Here is a 16190-nt window from a genome sequence, read left to right on the forward strand (position 1 = left end):
GGTTACCCCAAAATACGACATTAAAAATTGATTCGCGCAGTCGGTTGACTGCGTCATCTACGACAAGAACGTGGTTTTTGGGGCTCTTTGATTTCAATTAGGTACTAGATGGACTACAAAAGTTCATTATGAACGACATTTCACTTCCGCTGAACTTAAAATCGCCAGTTCAAAAACAGATTTTGAAATTAATCTTGATAAGGAAGAAACATGTTAGCAACACATGGCGTTCAAAAAAAATAACATTGTTGCTATGTTAGTGTTTAAAAAGAGGCAGTCTTTTCAAAAGACTGCCTTATTTAATCTAAGGCTGAAAACATAATTTAACACGGTCGTCCATTTTTATATTTTAGCTCAGCAGCAAAGACGAGACGTCGTTCACTGTCGTTAGGAGGATCTTCATCAGTCTTATAACGTTCGTATTCCTTTATGATCAATCGGTATTCCTCACATTCATTAGGCAAGGTAACATGTCCCGTCCAAGAAGATGGATTTGCTTTAGTAGTTGACAAGGAGAAAGTGGCATTGGGAATCGGCAACCAACTCTCGTCTTTCTTGATTTCAAGCTGTACCTCGACTTCCCCTCCTAATGCTCCAGAAGTACCGGACAGATAACCTGGACCTGTTAAGCTGACGTTTAGCTTTTGTAAATTGTCTGGGTCTTTTTGAATCGAAAAAAGTCGATTGGGGGGTAACTGAATAAAATCCATTAACACCACTCGTGAAAGATGCGCACCGGCCACAGACATTGGTTGATAGCGCGCCAGAGCCAATCGAATAAACGGATAATACGCATCACCGCTATCGATATCCAAATCACAACACCAGAGCTTTCGAGCATCCTCATATTTTACATCATGACCTGCAACTTCAACTATGGTGCCTGGCAATTCTTGAAGTTCTACTGGAGAACACTTAACAGCTCGAGTAAAATGACTTGTTTGGGGTAGGGGAGGAAGTATCCCGTCGTCAATTCGAATACTATCTTTGCCCCAATTTGTTACATACGGTGCAACATTCTCTGGAAGTTTGGTTCCTGCAGGGAAGATAACTACACCAAGCATTTCTCCATCGCCAGATGAGAACCACGGTCTGTCCAAATAAATTCGTAATCTGCCGCCCTTCCGAAGAACGCTGTCTTTTTTTGGATCCCATTCAAATGTAGGAATGGAATGTAGTATTTTCGGTGAAGCCGGAGGGGCTGAATTACAAATATCTATAACTACAGGATAATCTGCTTGTCGTGTAACTGATTCAGGAAGATACGAATACCGCACGCTAACTTTTTCACCTTCTCGAATAGCACCATAGTTGGTTCGCGTAAGGGTGCCCTTTTCGTAGTTGATGAAATAATCCTTCCCCCGCTTGAAACAGATGTTGTTGATTTCTGTGCTTGTCACGATTTCGGAGTCTTCAACAATAGGCCTATTCAGCTGTAAAACAGAGAAAAAATCGATCTGGCTTGCTAGAACTTCTTCTTGAAAGTATTCACTAAACCGGCTAGTCGCATTTGCAGTGAATGTTATCTTTCGAAACTTGGTGTCGCTAAATTCATAACTGTAATCAAGATTAGCATTCGTCATCGACGGGTCTACTTTGATTTCACATACATGCGCCTTGTGAGATAACACTTTGTACTTGGCTTCAGTTAACGCATCTATGGGTTCATCCCATTTAGCTTGAATATCAAGTTTTGCTGTTGATTTACCACAGACACCAATGGAATCTGTTAAGACAGCATAAGTTTCCCCTTTGTTTCGATTTATTTTAAAGTGCTTGAAGGCTGGTGCGAGCAAGGGTTGTCGAACAGCATGAACGAGCGTTATTTCTCGTGATGGGGTTAGCATCCAAAGTCGCCCCTCTAAAGCAAGATCTCTTAATTGATCCGTTATAGGGTGATCAATACTAGTACCCTTAGCTTTAAGATCTCTATAGATTCCCATTACATTAGCGTCACCTTCATTTAAATAAGAACTCAGCTGAACCGTGACTGATTCTGCTTTTGGCAAATACACATGTAAAATTCGATCATGCTCATTCCATATAGGCATAGTAGGTACAGTTCCATGTTCATTTTTTTCTAGTTTGATATCAAACGGTCTAATTTTACCGTGATGAAAAAAGGAAATCTTCTTGATCTCATCTTGTTTCATCCCAGGTAACCCGTAAAAAGCTGCTCCCCGTGAAAATGGGTCTGATAAAACATTCCCGTTTGCAAAATCATCATAAGCCCCAGGATTAAGTTGACCTGATGGTGTATCGAAATATGCATGTTGTTCAGCCAAGATTTGAGATATAACTGGTGGGTCAAATTTTCGGACCGAGGTTGGGGTATCGCTTTTTATGACCATTTGATACACCGACTTATCTATCTTTGTAGGATTTACAAAGTTTACAAGGGGGGATTCTACCGGTTCGTAACGGCTATAGAAGACCTCTTCGGTCTGTGTAGTACTTAGAGAAGAAGAATTCTCTTCCAATTTACGACTATTTCCAGCCAAATCCACCACCCTGATCCGGAGACTATACCTCTTTCCGAAACGTAGCTTTGGGAGCGAGCGATTAGCCGGAGTGAAAGAGGTCTCTAAATGAATATCATTAACCATACTTTGATTCACTGGTGCGTCGATAATCTTACCTGGCCTTGGCGTGACCAAACTCCAACCTGTCCAAGTAAAGAGTGACTGATGCATATGAAGGTCTTGCTTTGGTGTTTCATCTGTTCCGGTTGTTATTATAGGGGAAATAAACCCTTCATCCTTCACCATTTTTAATATATGTTGAATATTTGTGAAATTATAGGTTCCTATTCGTTGGCACAGGGAATACCATTTATTAGAATCCTCATCCCACACATCTACACGATATCCACGTACTAAATGCTCTGCAGATAACATGCCTCCTCCGGTTTCGATGTTGCTATGTTGCGTGACACTTGTTTTAAGCAGTAGTAAGAGATCCCATGCTTGCCCTCCATATACCAGGGATAATCCATTAGATCTTAAAGATGGAAGCGCGCCCTTTATAGAATCTTTAGAGTCATTCTCTAGTTCTCTAATATTACGTACGAAATCCTTAAATTTGAATGCAGTGCCGTCGGCATCCACTTGTATAACTGAGTAGGGCTGTTGATTTGTGCCGGCGTTAGGGTCATGGATTTCTAAGTATCCTTCCTTTATTTTTGATGACTTCTCTGATGCTGCAAAGAAGGTTTTAGCCGTAGGATCAAGTGAATAGAGTGTCTGAGGGCAGCTGTCTGTGTTCATGCTCGTTGATGGCCAAGTGGGTACTATGGATAAGCTTCCGTTGAGAGGAATTCCTGGATCAAAATCAACTTCTAAATCGATTACCAGACCAAGGAGGCGCATCAGATATGGATAATCTCCTAGACTGGAGATTATCTGGTGAAAATCGAGCTGAGGCACCTGAGGCTCTATGCGTTTTTGTGGATCATTTTTTGAATAAAATTTGTTAAATTGGTACATTTCCCCTTGCCATGTCGGTAGAGTAGACAGTTCCGGAATTGCTGATTCATCTCCAATAGCACCATTTTCACAAAGTAAATCTTCAATAGCTTCGCCTACTTCTTCCGAAGGTTCCAATTGAGGTAATGAAATTCGGTCTGGGTGAGGAAGCTCTGTTGGTGTATTTAAACCCACTTCGCTATATATGTCCTTGATCAAAGAAACAAGTTTATTAACTGGAAACGAACGGATCTTCCTCAAATGGAACTCTTCGGGATTGAATACATAGGGCTGCACAGTTGTTTTCGATAAGAATAACGCTTTCCACAACTCTGACGGATCTGTCCCTCTCGGAGGAGGGGCAACAACAACAGTCGCATTTAACGTAGGTCCGTTTGCAAAACTAACTGAAAAATGAGGCTTTATAGACGGCCAGTCAAGAAAGTCAGGGAATTGATGAAGCTCCAGAATTCTGTCTTGATGTTGTGCCATCAATCTTGGCGAAACTAAGACGGATAGACATAATCGATTATTTTTCAAACCATTTGGTAACGCGGTCCACATAACATCCTGTTTAAGCATAAAAAAACCCCTTATTCTTCTGTTTATTCATGAAAAAGCTTGACAATATTCAATCCAATCTTTTTTCGAAATCATGTCTGAAATAAGATTAGCTTGGTTTGAACCCGAAAATTGCTTCTCTGCTGTAAGTTTCACGGTTTTCGAATGGAGTACTAAGTGAACTTTTACTGTTAATGATGCCTGTCCCCAAGCATTGCCAGAATCTCGATAATTTAGACTAAGATAGAACTCAGCTGAAATCGTAATTAGCCCAAGAACCCGTAGTGCTCCGCCACAACGAACGTAACCTGTGAGCTGACAGGTTCGTTGACTTTGCTCATCGATCTCCATTCGATAGTATATACCTGCCATTAAATATAAACTGCCGCTGGCAGCCCCCAAGTCAATCGCATGATTACCGCCGAATTCCAAGGACGCTTCAAGCATTTTTACTGGATTTTTTTCATCTAGTGATAACATAATCCCGAAAAATCCGCCTCCACCAAAGGTTCCGACCGTGAGCAAAAATGGGTTCTCACGTGATGCAAAAGCAAAGTAAAAGGTTGCCGGAGAATCATCGAAAGGAAGAAGAAATTGACTAATAAACGTGATGTTCTGAAGTGACAACATCCCTAAAGAGATGTCAGGAATGGCTATTATGGAACTAGCTATAGCCCCATTTGGAGTGACAGCAATCCCTAAGTTTTCTCCCTCGGATTTCAAGTAACTTTGAAGAGAATTCACAAATTTTAGTGCGCCCCCGAATTCAACATTTTCAATTTTCGGCGTCACCACCGGTTTTTTACCGCTTTGAGCATGGAAATTTAGTTTGTTGAAATGGAGTGTTAAAAAATATGTTGTCTGGTCCGTACCGATCAAGTTAACTTTGAAATTGCTTATTTCTCCAGACACGTCAAACTTTGATTCTTCATTGTTTACTAAATCTGTATATATTACAGCCGAGATTTTCATTGCGGAGTTGTTGGTAACCTCGAATAATTTTTTTCCGTCAGACTGCAGTTGTGGTTCAAACGTATATCGGGTCTCAATGGCTATTGGAAGAGCGTTCCTATCTTCTCTTCCTTCAGGATAGATCTTTCGGGTAGTCAACTTCGGTATACTGTTAGGATTTTTGAAAATGTCTATTTGACATACAATCTTTTTAAGTAAAATACCACCAAGAAGTTTAGCTTCGCCCAGAACAGTACATGGATCTATACATTTTCCAATTTGATCTGTCACAACTGGCCCATAAGTACGCGATAGACCTTTAACGCTCAAATCCGGTGTGACTATACCGCCCGCCATGTCTCCCGGAAACCCTTTTTTCACCTTGTCTTTTAGTGTAAGAAAAACTTCACCGGGGTTCTGATCTAGATCAAAACTCGATTGAAGGTAAGTTTGGTGGTAATTTACAATTAGATTCTTCGTATTGTCAAATTTTTTGGCATTTGTGTTTGTAACTTGCTCAATTGCTGGAATTGTAACATCAGCAGCTATTAATACTGGACAATATCCCGGGAGTTCATTATTCCCAGTTGGATTTTTACCTGTTTCTGTAGCTCCAAACATCATTTTGTTCGTCACATATTCTGTATCACCAGGCTGATTGGATGAAGCGAATGCCAGTTTTTGTCCATTCATATCCCGGTTTCTTCGATTTGCGTTAGTATCTTTAAGGTTAAACTCATTAATTAGATTTTGAATACGACTTGGGTCGAAATTACTTACGAAAGCAAAAGGAGTAGTAAACTCAATCGTTCGACCTTCTTGATCCTCACCTATTGCATGAAATAGAATGTCTTGATTTTGTACTGTTAACCATGGATCATCCACATTTTTCACATCAATGTGTGGTGTTCGAAGAGTCTTTAATTCGACACTTCGAAATGGAAATTGTCTCCCTTGATCGGGCATGCCAGGTGCTGGAAAGGAACGTTTTGGCTCCCGGACAACAACGATTTCCCATGAGACAAGATAGGATACCATTTCGATCTTATCCGGATTAGCAGAAGGTTCGAATCTTCTCTCGGTTACTCTGATCTTGGCAGCACGATGACCAAAGGGAAAGAGGTACCCTTCAAAAATGGTCTGGACAAAATTATCTCGTCCCATTGCAGACTTGTGAGTCCAATTGCTAAGTTCACCTGCTTTTTCCGGCCAATTCCCAAGTAGGTCTAGCCAAGCACCTAATGAGGACAGGATCATATGATTGACCTGAACAGCTTGAGGTTCGCTTGAAGATTTATTAATAATGGCGTTACGTTGGTCTGTATTCAACGACGTGGTGAATGGTTGGGTTTTGTCATCTTTCTGCCAAATTGCACGGACAGTACGTAAGGAGGCCTCATGTTCATCCACACCATCTATTGTTCGAACTCCGAGACGTGTGTGCCATAGCTCAGTTAATCCTCCAATAGTGATTGGATGCGAAGAATGACCCCAACCTGAAAACCAGTTTGGTGATAGAATGAGACGATATGGTGCCTCAATCGCTGTATATTCTGGTGCCGGTGGTGTCGTTTCTTTACCGGGTAGCTCAGGTATTAACAATGGGTTAGTTTCATCTATGCTATATCCAGTCAAGTGATTAATTAGGGTATTAGGGGAGACAGAAGATGGCATCGCTGTCGGCACGACACTTTGTTCATAATGTCTCCAATTGAGAAGAGCCTCCAATGTATATGGAAGTGAACTAACTGTTTCTGGAAGACGGAATACGAGTCGGCTAGGGCCAGACATACGTACGTTTACTGGCGGTTCCGGATAGGGTCCGTTTCTTTCGGCAAATGCTTCTTCAGAGATATGTTGCGGCGAAAAATAAACAATCATATAGGAAGGTGTCTCGGCTGATACCTTTTTGAGATGCGCATATTCCCCACCTCCAGACCGAAATTCCATATTGATGAAAGCGAATCGGAGCGACATAAGATCTTTAGAACGAAGCAGCGAGAAAGAAAGATCCGACATTACCAAAATCGGTGATTTGAGCTTGGGGTCGAATTGCAGTGCGGGTAGTCCTAGATCTTCCGTTTTGGAAAAACCAGGGTGTCGGCCATCTCCTATCGGATAAATTCCTAATACATTAAATGGTTTTGTTGGAATAGCCTCTACAACTATATCTGACAAAGGAGCTGCAAAAGATAATAGTGCTGGTGCAACAATTGCATGTTCAATACGTTTATTTCTGGCGATCAATGTAAAACTGGAGCCCGGTCCATCTCCTAAGAGCAAACTACTTCCACTTAGAGTGTGCCACTCAGGTTTTGCACTGAAACGTCCTAATAGCGCTGATTGAATGTTGTTCATCTCGAACCCCATCGCATATTTCAATTCTCGAAGAGGTAATTGTATATTCTGTACTTTTAATTTTGTGCTGTTTGTAACCGTCTGAGCAACAAACGCTTGTTCCTTGATTCCATATGCAAGGGAAGTCGCTTCTAAGTGCAATGCCTCATAGAGAACTTGCACACCTAAAGAATCTAGTTCCAAACCTCTAGGGAGATTGATCTTCCAAGGAATCAACCAAGAGGGATGGTCAGTTTGTTGTAAAGAGAACATAGTTCGACGAACAGGTGTTAATGCAAAAAGACTTGCATCACCTGAGGCAGGAATCCCAAAGACCAGGGAATTTGAGGAAACATTAACTTTTCTAGAATTGAATTCTGTCAACACAGCCTGAAATGATGATGTTCGTTCACGGATTACTTTAAAAATCCATCCCGGAAAAACTTCTAATTTGGCGGACCCACGAAAACAAAAATTCCAATATTCACCAAGTGAGCAAACTGGAATTTTTTCGTTAAACTGAATTTGACCAGTTATAGCCTTTGCCCCAGATAACCATTTTGCGAGCGGAACTATGCCTCCTTTAAAGCCTCCTAACATTAGAGTCAAACGTATTTTTGGCTCTACTTTTCCTAAATCAGTAATTTCGCATGTGAAATCAGCGGGGAGGTTGGTTCCAGGAAAATTAACGTCTTCAAGTTTTATAATTATCGAGTTGCGATCATTGGATTGATTAACATTGAATGTAGGATTGCCATCCAACTGTTCAGGATCAATTATCCATCGTTCTTTCCCCCCTAGTGTAAAAATCACCCGGTTGGGCTCAATTCTCACATCAGGAGTTTGCTTCGGAATTGAGGGAGGGACTGAAATCCCTGAAAACCACTGTTGTTCCAAAAGGCTAGTATTCAGTTCTACTGTCATTAATAAATCCTCCTTTATGATCTCTTTTATTAATTGATGCGGATAAAGATTAAAACTAACCCCTGTAGATACATATCAATTGACCAAAATCATTTTTTATGACGTATGCAACTAATTCCTACTTTTTTCTTATTTTGCTCTCCTCCTGCATAGATATACTTGGCATTTTTGAGAATTTAATTAAATAAGTATGTGTGTGTATTTTAAGCATTGTGTCGCAAAACAACCTTTTTACTAAGAACTATTTTTAACTCAAGTTCAGTGTAATTTTACTGATGAAGCAGTAAAAGTGAGATTTATCAGTATCGGGAAAGAAGTTAAGTAATCAAATTATTTCATTATTTGTTTACACGAGAACAATTCTAAATTTATATACATTTAGACAAAAAAAGTGCTTTATAGACAAAGGATTACAGAATACGAGGTTGAATATAAAATATTGTAGTAAAAATATAATTTTTGGAGGGTTGTGCGCTTGTATTCACCAATCAATAAGATAAAAAATGAAATGGGTAGGAATAGATTTTATGTATATAGTAGAAGGCTTCATAGAGAGGTTAAACTATACAATTCACTTCAATATGATCATTGGGTTCTGACGGAATCCGATAATACAGTAATGAGTTACTGTGAAAGACCGTTGAAAATAAAAGTATCTATTGCAGGTAAAGTTGTCGAAACAGTTTTTGATATGTGGATTAAATCAGAAAGTGAAGAAAAGTTTGTGTTTATACGTTACTCCTATGAAATAGATCCGGATAGCAAACGTTCAAGCGAACAAGCAATTAACGAAATGTATGCTCAAAAAATATGGTGCGCAGAGAACAACAAGACACATTGTGTTCTGACCGAAGAAGATATACGACACAACTCCACTATTATTGCAAATAAAAAAACGTTGATTCCTTTTTTCACTCCACTTTCTGACATAAAACCAGAAGTGTATGATCTGATTTATAGATCAGCTTTAAATGGTCCTATGACAGTTCGTGATTTAGAAAAATCCATTCAATCTGAATATCATCCTGTGATGATTCGGAATTCTATATTTGTACTGATCCTTCATGGGATACTCACTTTTAATCAAGATCAGGACTTACTTTGTGGATTGACGGAGGTGCAGTTGAATGTCGAGAAGACGTATCTTAGATAATATAAATATTGATCCGAAACATAAAGACATCTCAAATTGGCCAATTGTTAATATTATGCAACTTGAACTTGAAGATAGAGAGATATTCAAAAAACGAGAAGCTGCAGTGAATCTATACATGCTTCATGAAGAAGTTACATTAGAAAAAATTACAGAGCAAACAGGAGTAAGTAAAAAAGAATTAATCATATTTATAAAAAAATGTTTAGAATTCGACCCATTAACTGAAGCAATATGGGGATTTAGAGCATTAATCCCTCATAAGAGAACTAAAAAGTATGATAGAAGTGCAACCACAACTTTTTTCCCACAGCAGCAACAGCCCAAATTCAGTGGGGCCTTCAACAAACTCCTTGAACAACATCCAGAAATTAAGGAGAAGATCACCTCAGCATATTTAAGACGAAAAGGAAAAAATTCTACGATGCCCACAATCTCAACTGACGGGATTCATAGATTATTCCTAAATTTATGCGAAAAGAATGGTCTAGGAATACATGACTATCCGTTTAATACCAATGACAAAGGATACCGGTCACTATATCGTTTCTTTAAAAAACTTGAGAGTAATTATTTTTCAGAAGGTGTAAAACGTTACGGAAAAGAAGCAGCTAGACAAGCACGGATGGGAAAAACGCCAACACATGACTTGATATTAAAAAGGCCTTTTCAACGCGTTCAGTTTGATGGACATAAGATTGATGCGATGTTTACTATCACATTTAAAACCCCTGAAGGAGACTTATTTACAGAAGTTGTTGAACGGGTATGGCTTCTTGTAATAGTTGATGTGGCAACTCGAGCTATATTAGGTCATCACCTCTGTGTAAATAAAGAATATAACAAAGACGATGTTTTGCATTGTATTCGCAACACAGTAACCCCTTATGAAAAACGGAAATTTTCGATACCTGGTATCGATTATGATCCTAAAGGTGGTATACCTTCGGCTGAAATTCCAGAAACGGCATGGGCTCTTTGGGATGAATTCAGCTATGACAACGGTAAAGCAAATTTATCAAATATCGTAACCGATCGTCTTTATGAAGTAGTTCGTTGTACTCTAAATCCTGGTCCGGTCGAAGCTCCAGAAGTAAGAGGCATTATTGAACGATTATTTCGTTCCCTTGAAGTGCTTGGATACCATAAATTAGTGAGTACCACTGGAAGCAATCCTTCTGATCCTCTTCGTAAAAATCCAGAACAACAAGCAAAAAAGTTTGATATTTCTTTATCGGAACTAGAGGAGCTAACTCATATTCTAGTATCTGATTATAATGGTATTCCCCATAGTGGGATTAGAAACTTTTCTCCTCTTCAATTGATGAAACAACGAATTGAAAGAGGGATGGAACCAAGAATCCTGGAACCAGAAAAAAGAAAAGACGCCATTTTTTTTATGATCCAAACTAAAAGAAGAGTGAGTGGAGACATAGCAAAAGGAAAACGCCCATTCATCAATTATGAAGGAGTTCGATATCAAAGCGATATTCTTGGTAATAGTCCTCACCTGATCGGCACAGAATTAACAATCGTAGTAAACGTTGATGATATACGAACAGTAAAAGTATTTTTGAGTGATGGTAGTGAGTTTGGATACCTTACTGGATATGGCATTTGGGGGATAACACCTCATTCATTGCGAACCAGGAAGGCTATAAATAAATTAAAGAATGAAAGGAAAATATTCTTTACTACTTATCAAGATCCATTTCAAATCTACTATGAGTATAAAGCATCTAAAGCTAAGACTGGAAAGAGAGAACGAAATCATATCGCACAATTACAAAGGGAACTAAACAAAGTCGAACTAGCATCTACAAACAACCATGAAAAAGAAGAAGAGCAATTCTTTGCTCCAGATGTCCAGTCAACAGGGGATGTAAACAATTTATTTATTGAAGAAGACGATGACGATGATAGAATTTTTCGAACTTACAACTTTTGAAAGGAAGATTTCTGATGAATATCGATGTTTCAGATATAAACAGGCCATATGTACCCCCAAAGACTCATCCCATCGAAACTGGAATTTACTTCATAGGCACTAAAGAAGTGAGAAGAATGTACAAAAATATTAAGCAATGGATTGAAAACCGAGCACCAGGCGGAATAGCCTATGGCAGACCTAGATTAGGTAAGACTTGGGCTATCGACTACTTAACAAAGGAACTACCAATAGATTTTGGTGAGAAGCTTCCTATTCTAAAATTTAAATGTGAGCAAAATTCAAGAATTAATGAAACCACTTTCTATGAAGAATTATTGGTACAGTTTGGACACGGAATCCCTTTCTCAGGAAGAAAAACTATGAAAGCTGAAAGATTAAAAAAATATCTTCAAGAGATAATCGAGAGTTCAGGAAGTAAAAGGTTAATTCTATTTATTGATGATGCCCAGCGTCTTGTTCCAGTTCAATACAATATTTTAATGGATATTTATAATTATTTGAAAGAATTCGGAATTAGCATGACAGTTATCTTAGTTGGCCAAGAAGAATTAAAGCATGTTAGATCAGGTTTTATTGCTTCAAAAATGGGACAAATTGTTGGTCGCTTTATGGTTCATGAGTACAAATTCTCAGGCGTAAGAACAAAAGATGAGCTACAAACCTGTTTAGTCGGTTATGACTCTTTATCTGAATACCCTACAAATAGTGGTTGGTCCTACACTAGATTCTTCTTTCCGGAAGCATATGAGCAAGGATTTCGTTTAGAATCATCCACAGAGGAGCTATTTTCTACTATATCCAATATTAGAAAAGAAAAAGGAATTACTAAACCTTTAGAGATACCGATGCAATATTTAACGCTTACTATAGAATATGCTTTTAAAAAATACGGTGTCTTAGGTAAAAATGTTGACCATTTGACGTCTAGCCATTGGTTAGACTCATTAGGTAAGTCGGGTTATATCGAAAATGAGCTATACAACGACTTAATTTAGATATATCAGTTCGATTTGAAAAGGTGGTTAAAAATGATTCCTGAACTAAAGGTTTACTTATCAAAGCCAGATGGTTCAATTACTTGGAATACAGATTGGATATCTGAGTTTGAATCTCCCTGGTCTATTTTTCAAAAAATTCAATTCACTAACTTACTTAATAAACGAGACTATTTTCATTTGTTTGGGACTTCAGAGACAATCAAAAAAAAGACTATTGTTGGTGCAAGAAATCATAATTTGTATTCAATGCCCAGTTTTGATGATAATAGATTTATAAACATTTTAGGATTCTCATTAAAAAAGTATAATTCTGATGTAATTAAAAACATATCTGGATTTTTGAATGATGGCGGAATGAGAGAAATGCAGGAAATTTTCTCAGGAAATTGGTATTGGAGAAAGTCTTTAACTTTTTGTTGTGAATGCCTAATTGACGGTTACCATAGTATATTGCATCAATTTGGTCTTTTTCAACAATGTCCTTTTCATCAGAAACCATTGTATGATCAATGTCCCAATTGTTCAGCCAAATATCCATATGAACTATTTAAAGATCAAACTTATTTTGAATCAACATTAACGTGTATGTGTAGTCATCAACACAAAAAATTCAACAGGGGCGTATCCCTTAATACACATTGGAAGGCGTACAGAAGTAACGATTTGTCAGATAAACTTGCTATACAATGGCTAAGTCTAAATCAGCTGCAGAAAAGTAACCTGAGCTCAGTATATCTATACCCTCACACCTCAATTAATGAGACACCCCAATTATTAAAGTTTTATCTAAATTACATCGAGAGGGATACAACTCCCGATCATTATAGCGTGGAGACCTCAGATCATCTTAAAAGGATAAATAACATTCCGTACTTAAAAGGGAAATACATTAGAAAAAACAACAGAGAATTCGAAAACATTAACACAGCAAAAAATCATATCACTTTTTTTTCAAATCATCAAAATATTGTTATGAGCGAGTTTCAAATTATAAGAAATTCAATGTTTAGTTCAGTTGCGAAACATTTAAGAAGAACTATTTTGAAAAAGCATAAAAGTTGTATTAAACGTTATACCTCCGTTATAAAAACAAAGGAAGGAATGGATATTCCTATCTGCCCTTATGCATCTGCATATGTTAAGTGGAAACAAAAGATAATGAAGATTGTACATTTTTATGATGTAGACGCAATCCCTTATAGCCGAACCAGTTTTTGTTCAGAGAATGTTTCATTTTTAGGTTATTTAGACGAAGACCCAATATTCGACATTATGAATTCTTATTTAGCTAAATTTCCTACAAAAAAAAGCAATTACTCATATATCAGTTGGTTAATTTCACACACCTATAGTTATTTATTTTTACATCTTTTCAAATTGTATCTCACCGATTCAGTTGATAAGATAATTGAGAATAAAGATTTAACTCTGAAGGAAACAATATTGGCCTTTTCTTTTCCAGGTAAGCTCTCCGATAAAGTCCAGAAGTTCTGGGACCAAAACAACCTTAATCATTTTTTTTCTGAAAATGAATTGATATGTCCTTATCCTACAATAAGATCAAAGAGAAGAACATCCAACGAAGAATCATTTCATCCTATGCAACTTGCGTTAAATAGAGATAGAAGCCACATTTAGGATTAGTTCTCTAATTCCATAATTTCAATTAACTCCGAAGCTAATGTTTTTGAACTAGAGATACCTTTTAAATATTTGAAAGGTCCACTAACAGACCAGTCAATCTTTTTCAGGCGCTTTACTGACTTGATAAACTTTTGATGGTCTATTTGTGTTGAGTTTTCTTTCTTACAGTTAGACAACGCTTTGGATGCAGCCATTGCTAACGCGTCCAAACATACAATATGAGTAAGTTTATATTCTTTATAGTTCATCCATTCATGAGGATATTCTTGACGCATTATATTGAAAAATCCAAGTACAAGATCCACCTTTTCATGTTTTGATAGTTTTGTAGTCTCAGTGTCTTTAAAAAAGTATTTTAACATGCGATAAAGATTTTGAAGAGTAATATGCCTTCCTTTACTGCGTTTACCCGTGATGCTACCAATGTGATAGAAAGGACTGTCTTTTAATATTAATAGCTCAGTAGCTTGCCAACTTAATTCATCTGATTCTCTTTTCAGGAATTTGCTCAAAGAGGTTCCAATTCCTTTGGCTTTTGTATTAATAATATCGAAGAGTTGAATTTCTTCATCGTCATCTAAAAAATGAAATGCCATGAAAGGAACATTAAGTTCTGATTGAGTTTCTTCGATATAACGTTTAATCCCACCAAGTCGATGCTGTCCATCCATTAAAGATGCTTTACTCTTACAAAATAACCTACCGAACATTGGTCTAGTAGAATCATAAGCTGTAAACTCCCACATACCAGCTGCATTCAATAAAATTGGTGTGAATAATGCGTTTTCGCCTCTGGAAAGATATAATGCAAATTCATCAACACGCTTTGGATCTACTGGCCGTTGATATCCTTTCCCGGAGGGGTCGTTGAATGGCTTAACATAAGTTAGATTCATAGCAATGGAGGTTGGAAACGAGCTTTGATAAGTGATTCTCCCCCTCATTTTTGTTTGTACTACATTTTCTATAACTATTTGATGAGGTAATTGTCTCATTAGATTCACTCCCTTAAATATATATTTTTCTCAGTAAAATATATATCTTATATTATATAATTTCTAATGGTAATATATAGTACAAGTATATTTATTTCATGCACAAGTACACCTACTCTTAAAAGAGAGGTGATTGTGCTTATGATAAAAATTAATGCTTTTGTAGGCGAACGAATAAAATCTTTGAGGAAATCAAAAGGATTGACCCAAGCTAATTTAGGGGAACAAGTAGATCTTCCACAGCCTTATATTGGTGGGATTGAGAAAGGAGAGAGGAACATATCATTAGATACCTTGCAAAAACTTCTCGAAGCTTTAAATATTACACCAGAAGAGCTATTTCGTAATTATGTCAATGATTCGTTCAACAAGGAAGCACACGAAATTCTAGATAGAATGAACGAACTTCTTGTAAATAGAGACATTGAAGAAATTAAGATAGTTGAGAGTTTTGTGAATGACATACTCAAAACAATCGATAATTTAAAAACTTCAAAGAAATAGAGGATCAAATGAAAAACAGATTACTTGATTATTACACGAATAAAGTGAGGGCACGTGTGCTTATTTATAAGAATATGCCATTTTTATTTTGGGGATATATGATCACATGTATTTTAACCGTGCCAATCTCAATTTTTTCACTAATACTGTTATTTACCGAGAATTGGACTTTGATTACGATCATATCTGCGACTGTTTTCTTTGTGTTATTTGTTTGTATACATAAACAGTTTAATAATAAATCTCGGATTATACTTAATAGAGAGTTTTCTGTTAAAACAGAAAAAGGTAAGTGGATCGACGGTTTTCATGAAGTTCAGGTTCACCTTATTACAGAATATCTAATAGAGCATAACCTCTATTCAAAATGGAAAATTGAACGTTTGATGGACTCATATAAGACAGACAATAGTAAAGACAAAATGCCGGCACTTATTGCACCAAGTATATTAATAGCAGTTCTTGCACCAAACTTAAATTATCTTCTGAAACATATTTATGGAATGAATATCTATCAATCTACCGAGGGGCAATTTACTATATTCTTCGGTGTTTTAACTATATCCATATTTATAGTAACAGCTATAACATATTCAAAAAACCTCTTCGAAGAATTCACTGAAATTATTGTTTATAAGAAAGTAGGGCAACGTAACAATCTGATTTCTATTTTGGACGATATTCTAATTACAATAGAAAGTTAGCAAC

General features: G+C 37.2%; 9 protein-coding genes. 6 read left to right on the plus strand and 3 right to left on the minus strand.

Annotated elements, in window-relative coordinates:
- Positions 1-323 precede the first annotated feature (323 nt).
- Together A6049_RS06425 and A6049_RS06430 are read right to left on the minus strand one after the other, a co-directional pair.
- Complete coding sequence (locus A6049_RS06425) at positions 324-4046, minus strand: hypothetical protein (RefSeq protein ID WP_063563837.1); 3723 nt, start codon at positions 4044-4046, stop codon at positions 324-326.
- A 27-nt stretch (positions 4047-4073) separates the two neighbouring features.
- Complete coding sequence (locus tag A6049_RS06430) at positions 4074-8237, minus strand: hypothetical protein (RefSeq protein WP_063563838.1); 4164 nt, start codon at positions 8235-8237, stop codon at positions 4074-4076.
- Positions 8238-8712: 475 nt separating this feature from the next.
- Here A6049_RS06430 and A6049_RS06435 point away from each other — a divergent pair, with 475 nt between their 5' ends.
- The 4 genes from A6049_RS06435 to A6049_RS06450 are packed head-to-tail and all read left to right on the plus strand — an operon-like array spanning position 8713 to position 13977.
- Positions 8713-9390, plus strand: coding sequence for a hypothetical protein (locus A6049_RS06435; protein ID WP_063563839.1), 678 nt, complete (start codon positions 8713-8715; stop codon positions 9388-9390).
- A complete protein-coding gene (locus tag A6049_RS06440) occupies positions 9365-11338 on the plus strand; it encodes a hypothetical protein (protein WP_063563840.1) in 1974 nt (657 codons plus the stop codon). Before A6049_RS06435 ends, A6049_RS06440 begins: the two co-directional genes overlap by 26 nt.
- A 14-nt stretch (positions 11339-11352) precedes the next feature.
- Positions 11353-12336: an ATP-binding protein gene (locus tag A6049_RS06445; RefSeq protein WP_063563841.1), complete on the plus strand. Its 984-nt coding sequence runs from the start codon at positions 11353-11355 to the stop codon at positions 12334-12336.
- Positions 12337-12369: 33 nt separating this feature from the next.
- A complete protein-coding gene (locus A6049_RS06450) occupies positions 12370-13977 on the plus strand; it encodes a hypothetical protein (protein WP_063563842.1) in 1608 nt (535 codons plus the stop codon).
- A 2-nt stretch (positions 13978-13979) separates the two neighbouring features.
- Here A6049_RS06450 and A6049_RS06455 read toward each other — a convergent pair whose 3' ends face one another.
- The gene (locus tag A6049_RS06455; protein WP_063563843.1) at positions 13980-14978 is read right to left on the minus strand and encodes a DGQHR domain-containing protein; all 999 of its coding nucleotides are present in this window, start codon (positions 14976-14978) and stop codon (positions 13980-13982) included.
- 141 nt (positions 14979-15119) lie between these two features.
- Between A6049_RS06455 and A6049_RS06460 the strand changes: the two genes are divergently transcribed.
- Both A6049_RS06460 and A6049_RS06465 read left to right on the plus strand, forming a co-directional pair.
- On the plus strand, positions 15120-15482 hold the full coding sequence (locus A6049_RS06460) for a helix-turn-helix domain-containing protein (protein ID WP_063563844.1): 363 nt from the start codon (positions 15120-15122) through the stop codon (positions 15480-15482).
- Positions 15483-15490: 8 nt separating this feature from the next.
- Complete coding sequence (locus tag A6049_RS06465; RefSeq protein ID WP_063563845.1) at positions 15491-16186, plus strand: hypothetical protein; 696 nt, start codon at positions 15491-15493, stop codon at positions 16184-16186.
- Positions 16187-16190 lie beyond the last annotated feature (4 nt).

Origin of the sequence: Paenibacillus sp. O199 (genome assembly GCF_001636635.1) — a bacterium.
In the GTDB taxonomy this organism is placed as follows: Bacteria; Bacillota; Bacilli; order Paenibacillales; family Paenibacillaceae; genus Paenibacillus; species Paenibacillus marchantiae.

Coding starts and splice junctions, on each gene's coding strand:
- A6049_RS06450 (WP_063563842.1), top strand. CDS start 12,370: ATGATTCCTGAACTAAAGGTTTACTTATCAAAGCCAGATGGTTCAATT.
- A6049_RS06430 (WP_063563838.1), bottom strand. CDS start 8,237: ATGACAGTAGAACTGAATACTAGCCTTTTGGAACAACAGTGGTTTTCA.
- A6049_RS06425 (WP_063563837.1), bottom strand. CDS start 4,046: ATGCTTAAACAGGATGTTATGTGGACCGCGTTACCAAATGGTTTGAAA.
- A6049_RS06445 (WP_063563841.1), top strand. CDS start 11,353: ATGAATATCGATGTTTCAGATATAAACAGGCCATATGTACCCCCAAAG.
- A6049_RS06455 (WP_063563843.1), bottom strand. CDS start 14,978: ATGAGACAATTACCTCATCAAATAGTTATAGAAAATGTAGTACAAACA.
- A6049_RS06460 (WP_063563844.1), top strand. CDS start 15,120: ATGATAAAAATTAATGCTTTTGTAGGCGAACGAATAAAATCTTTGAGG.
- A6049_RS06440 (WP_063563840.1), top strand. CDS start 9,365: ATGTCGAGAAGACGTATCTTAGATAATATAAATATTGATCCGAAACAT.
- A6049_RS06465 (WP_063563845.1), top strand. CDS start 15,491: ATGAAAAACAGATTACTTGATTATTACACGAATAAAGTGAGGGCACGT.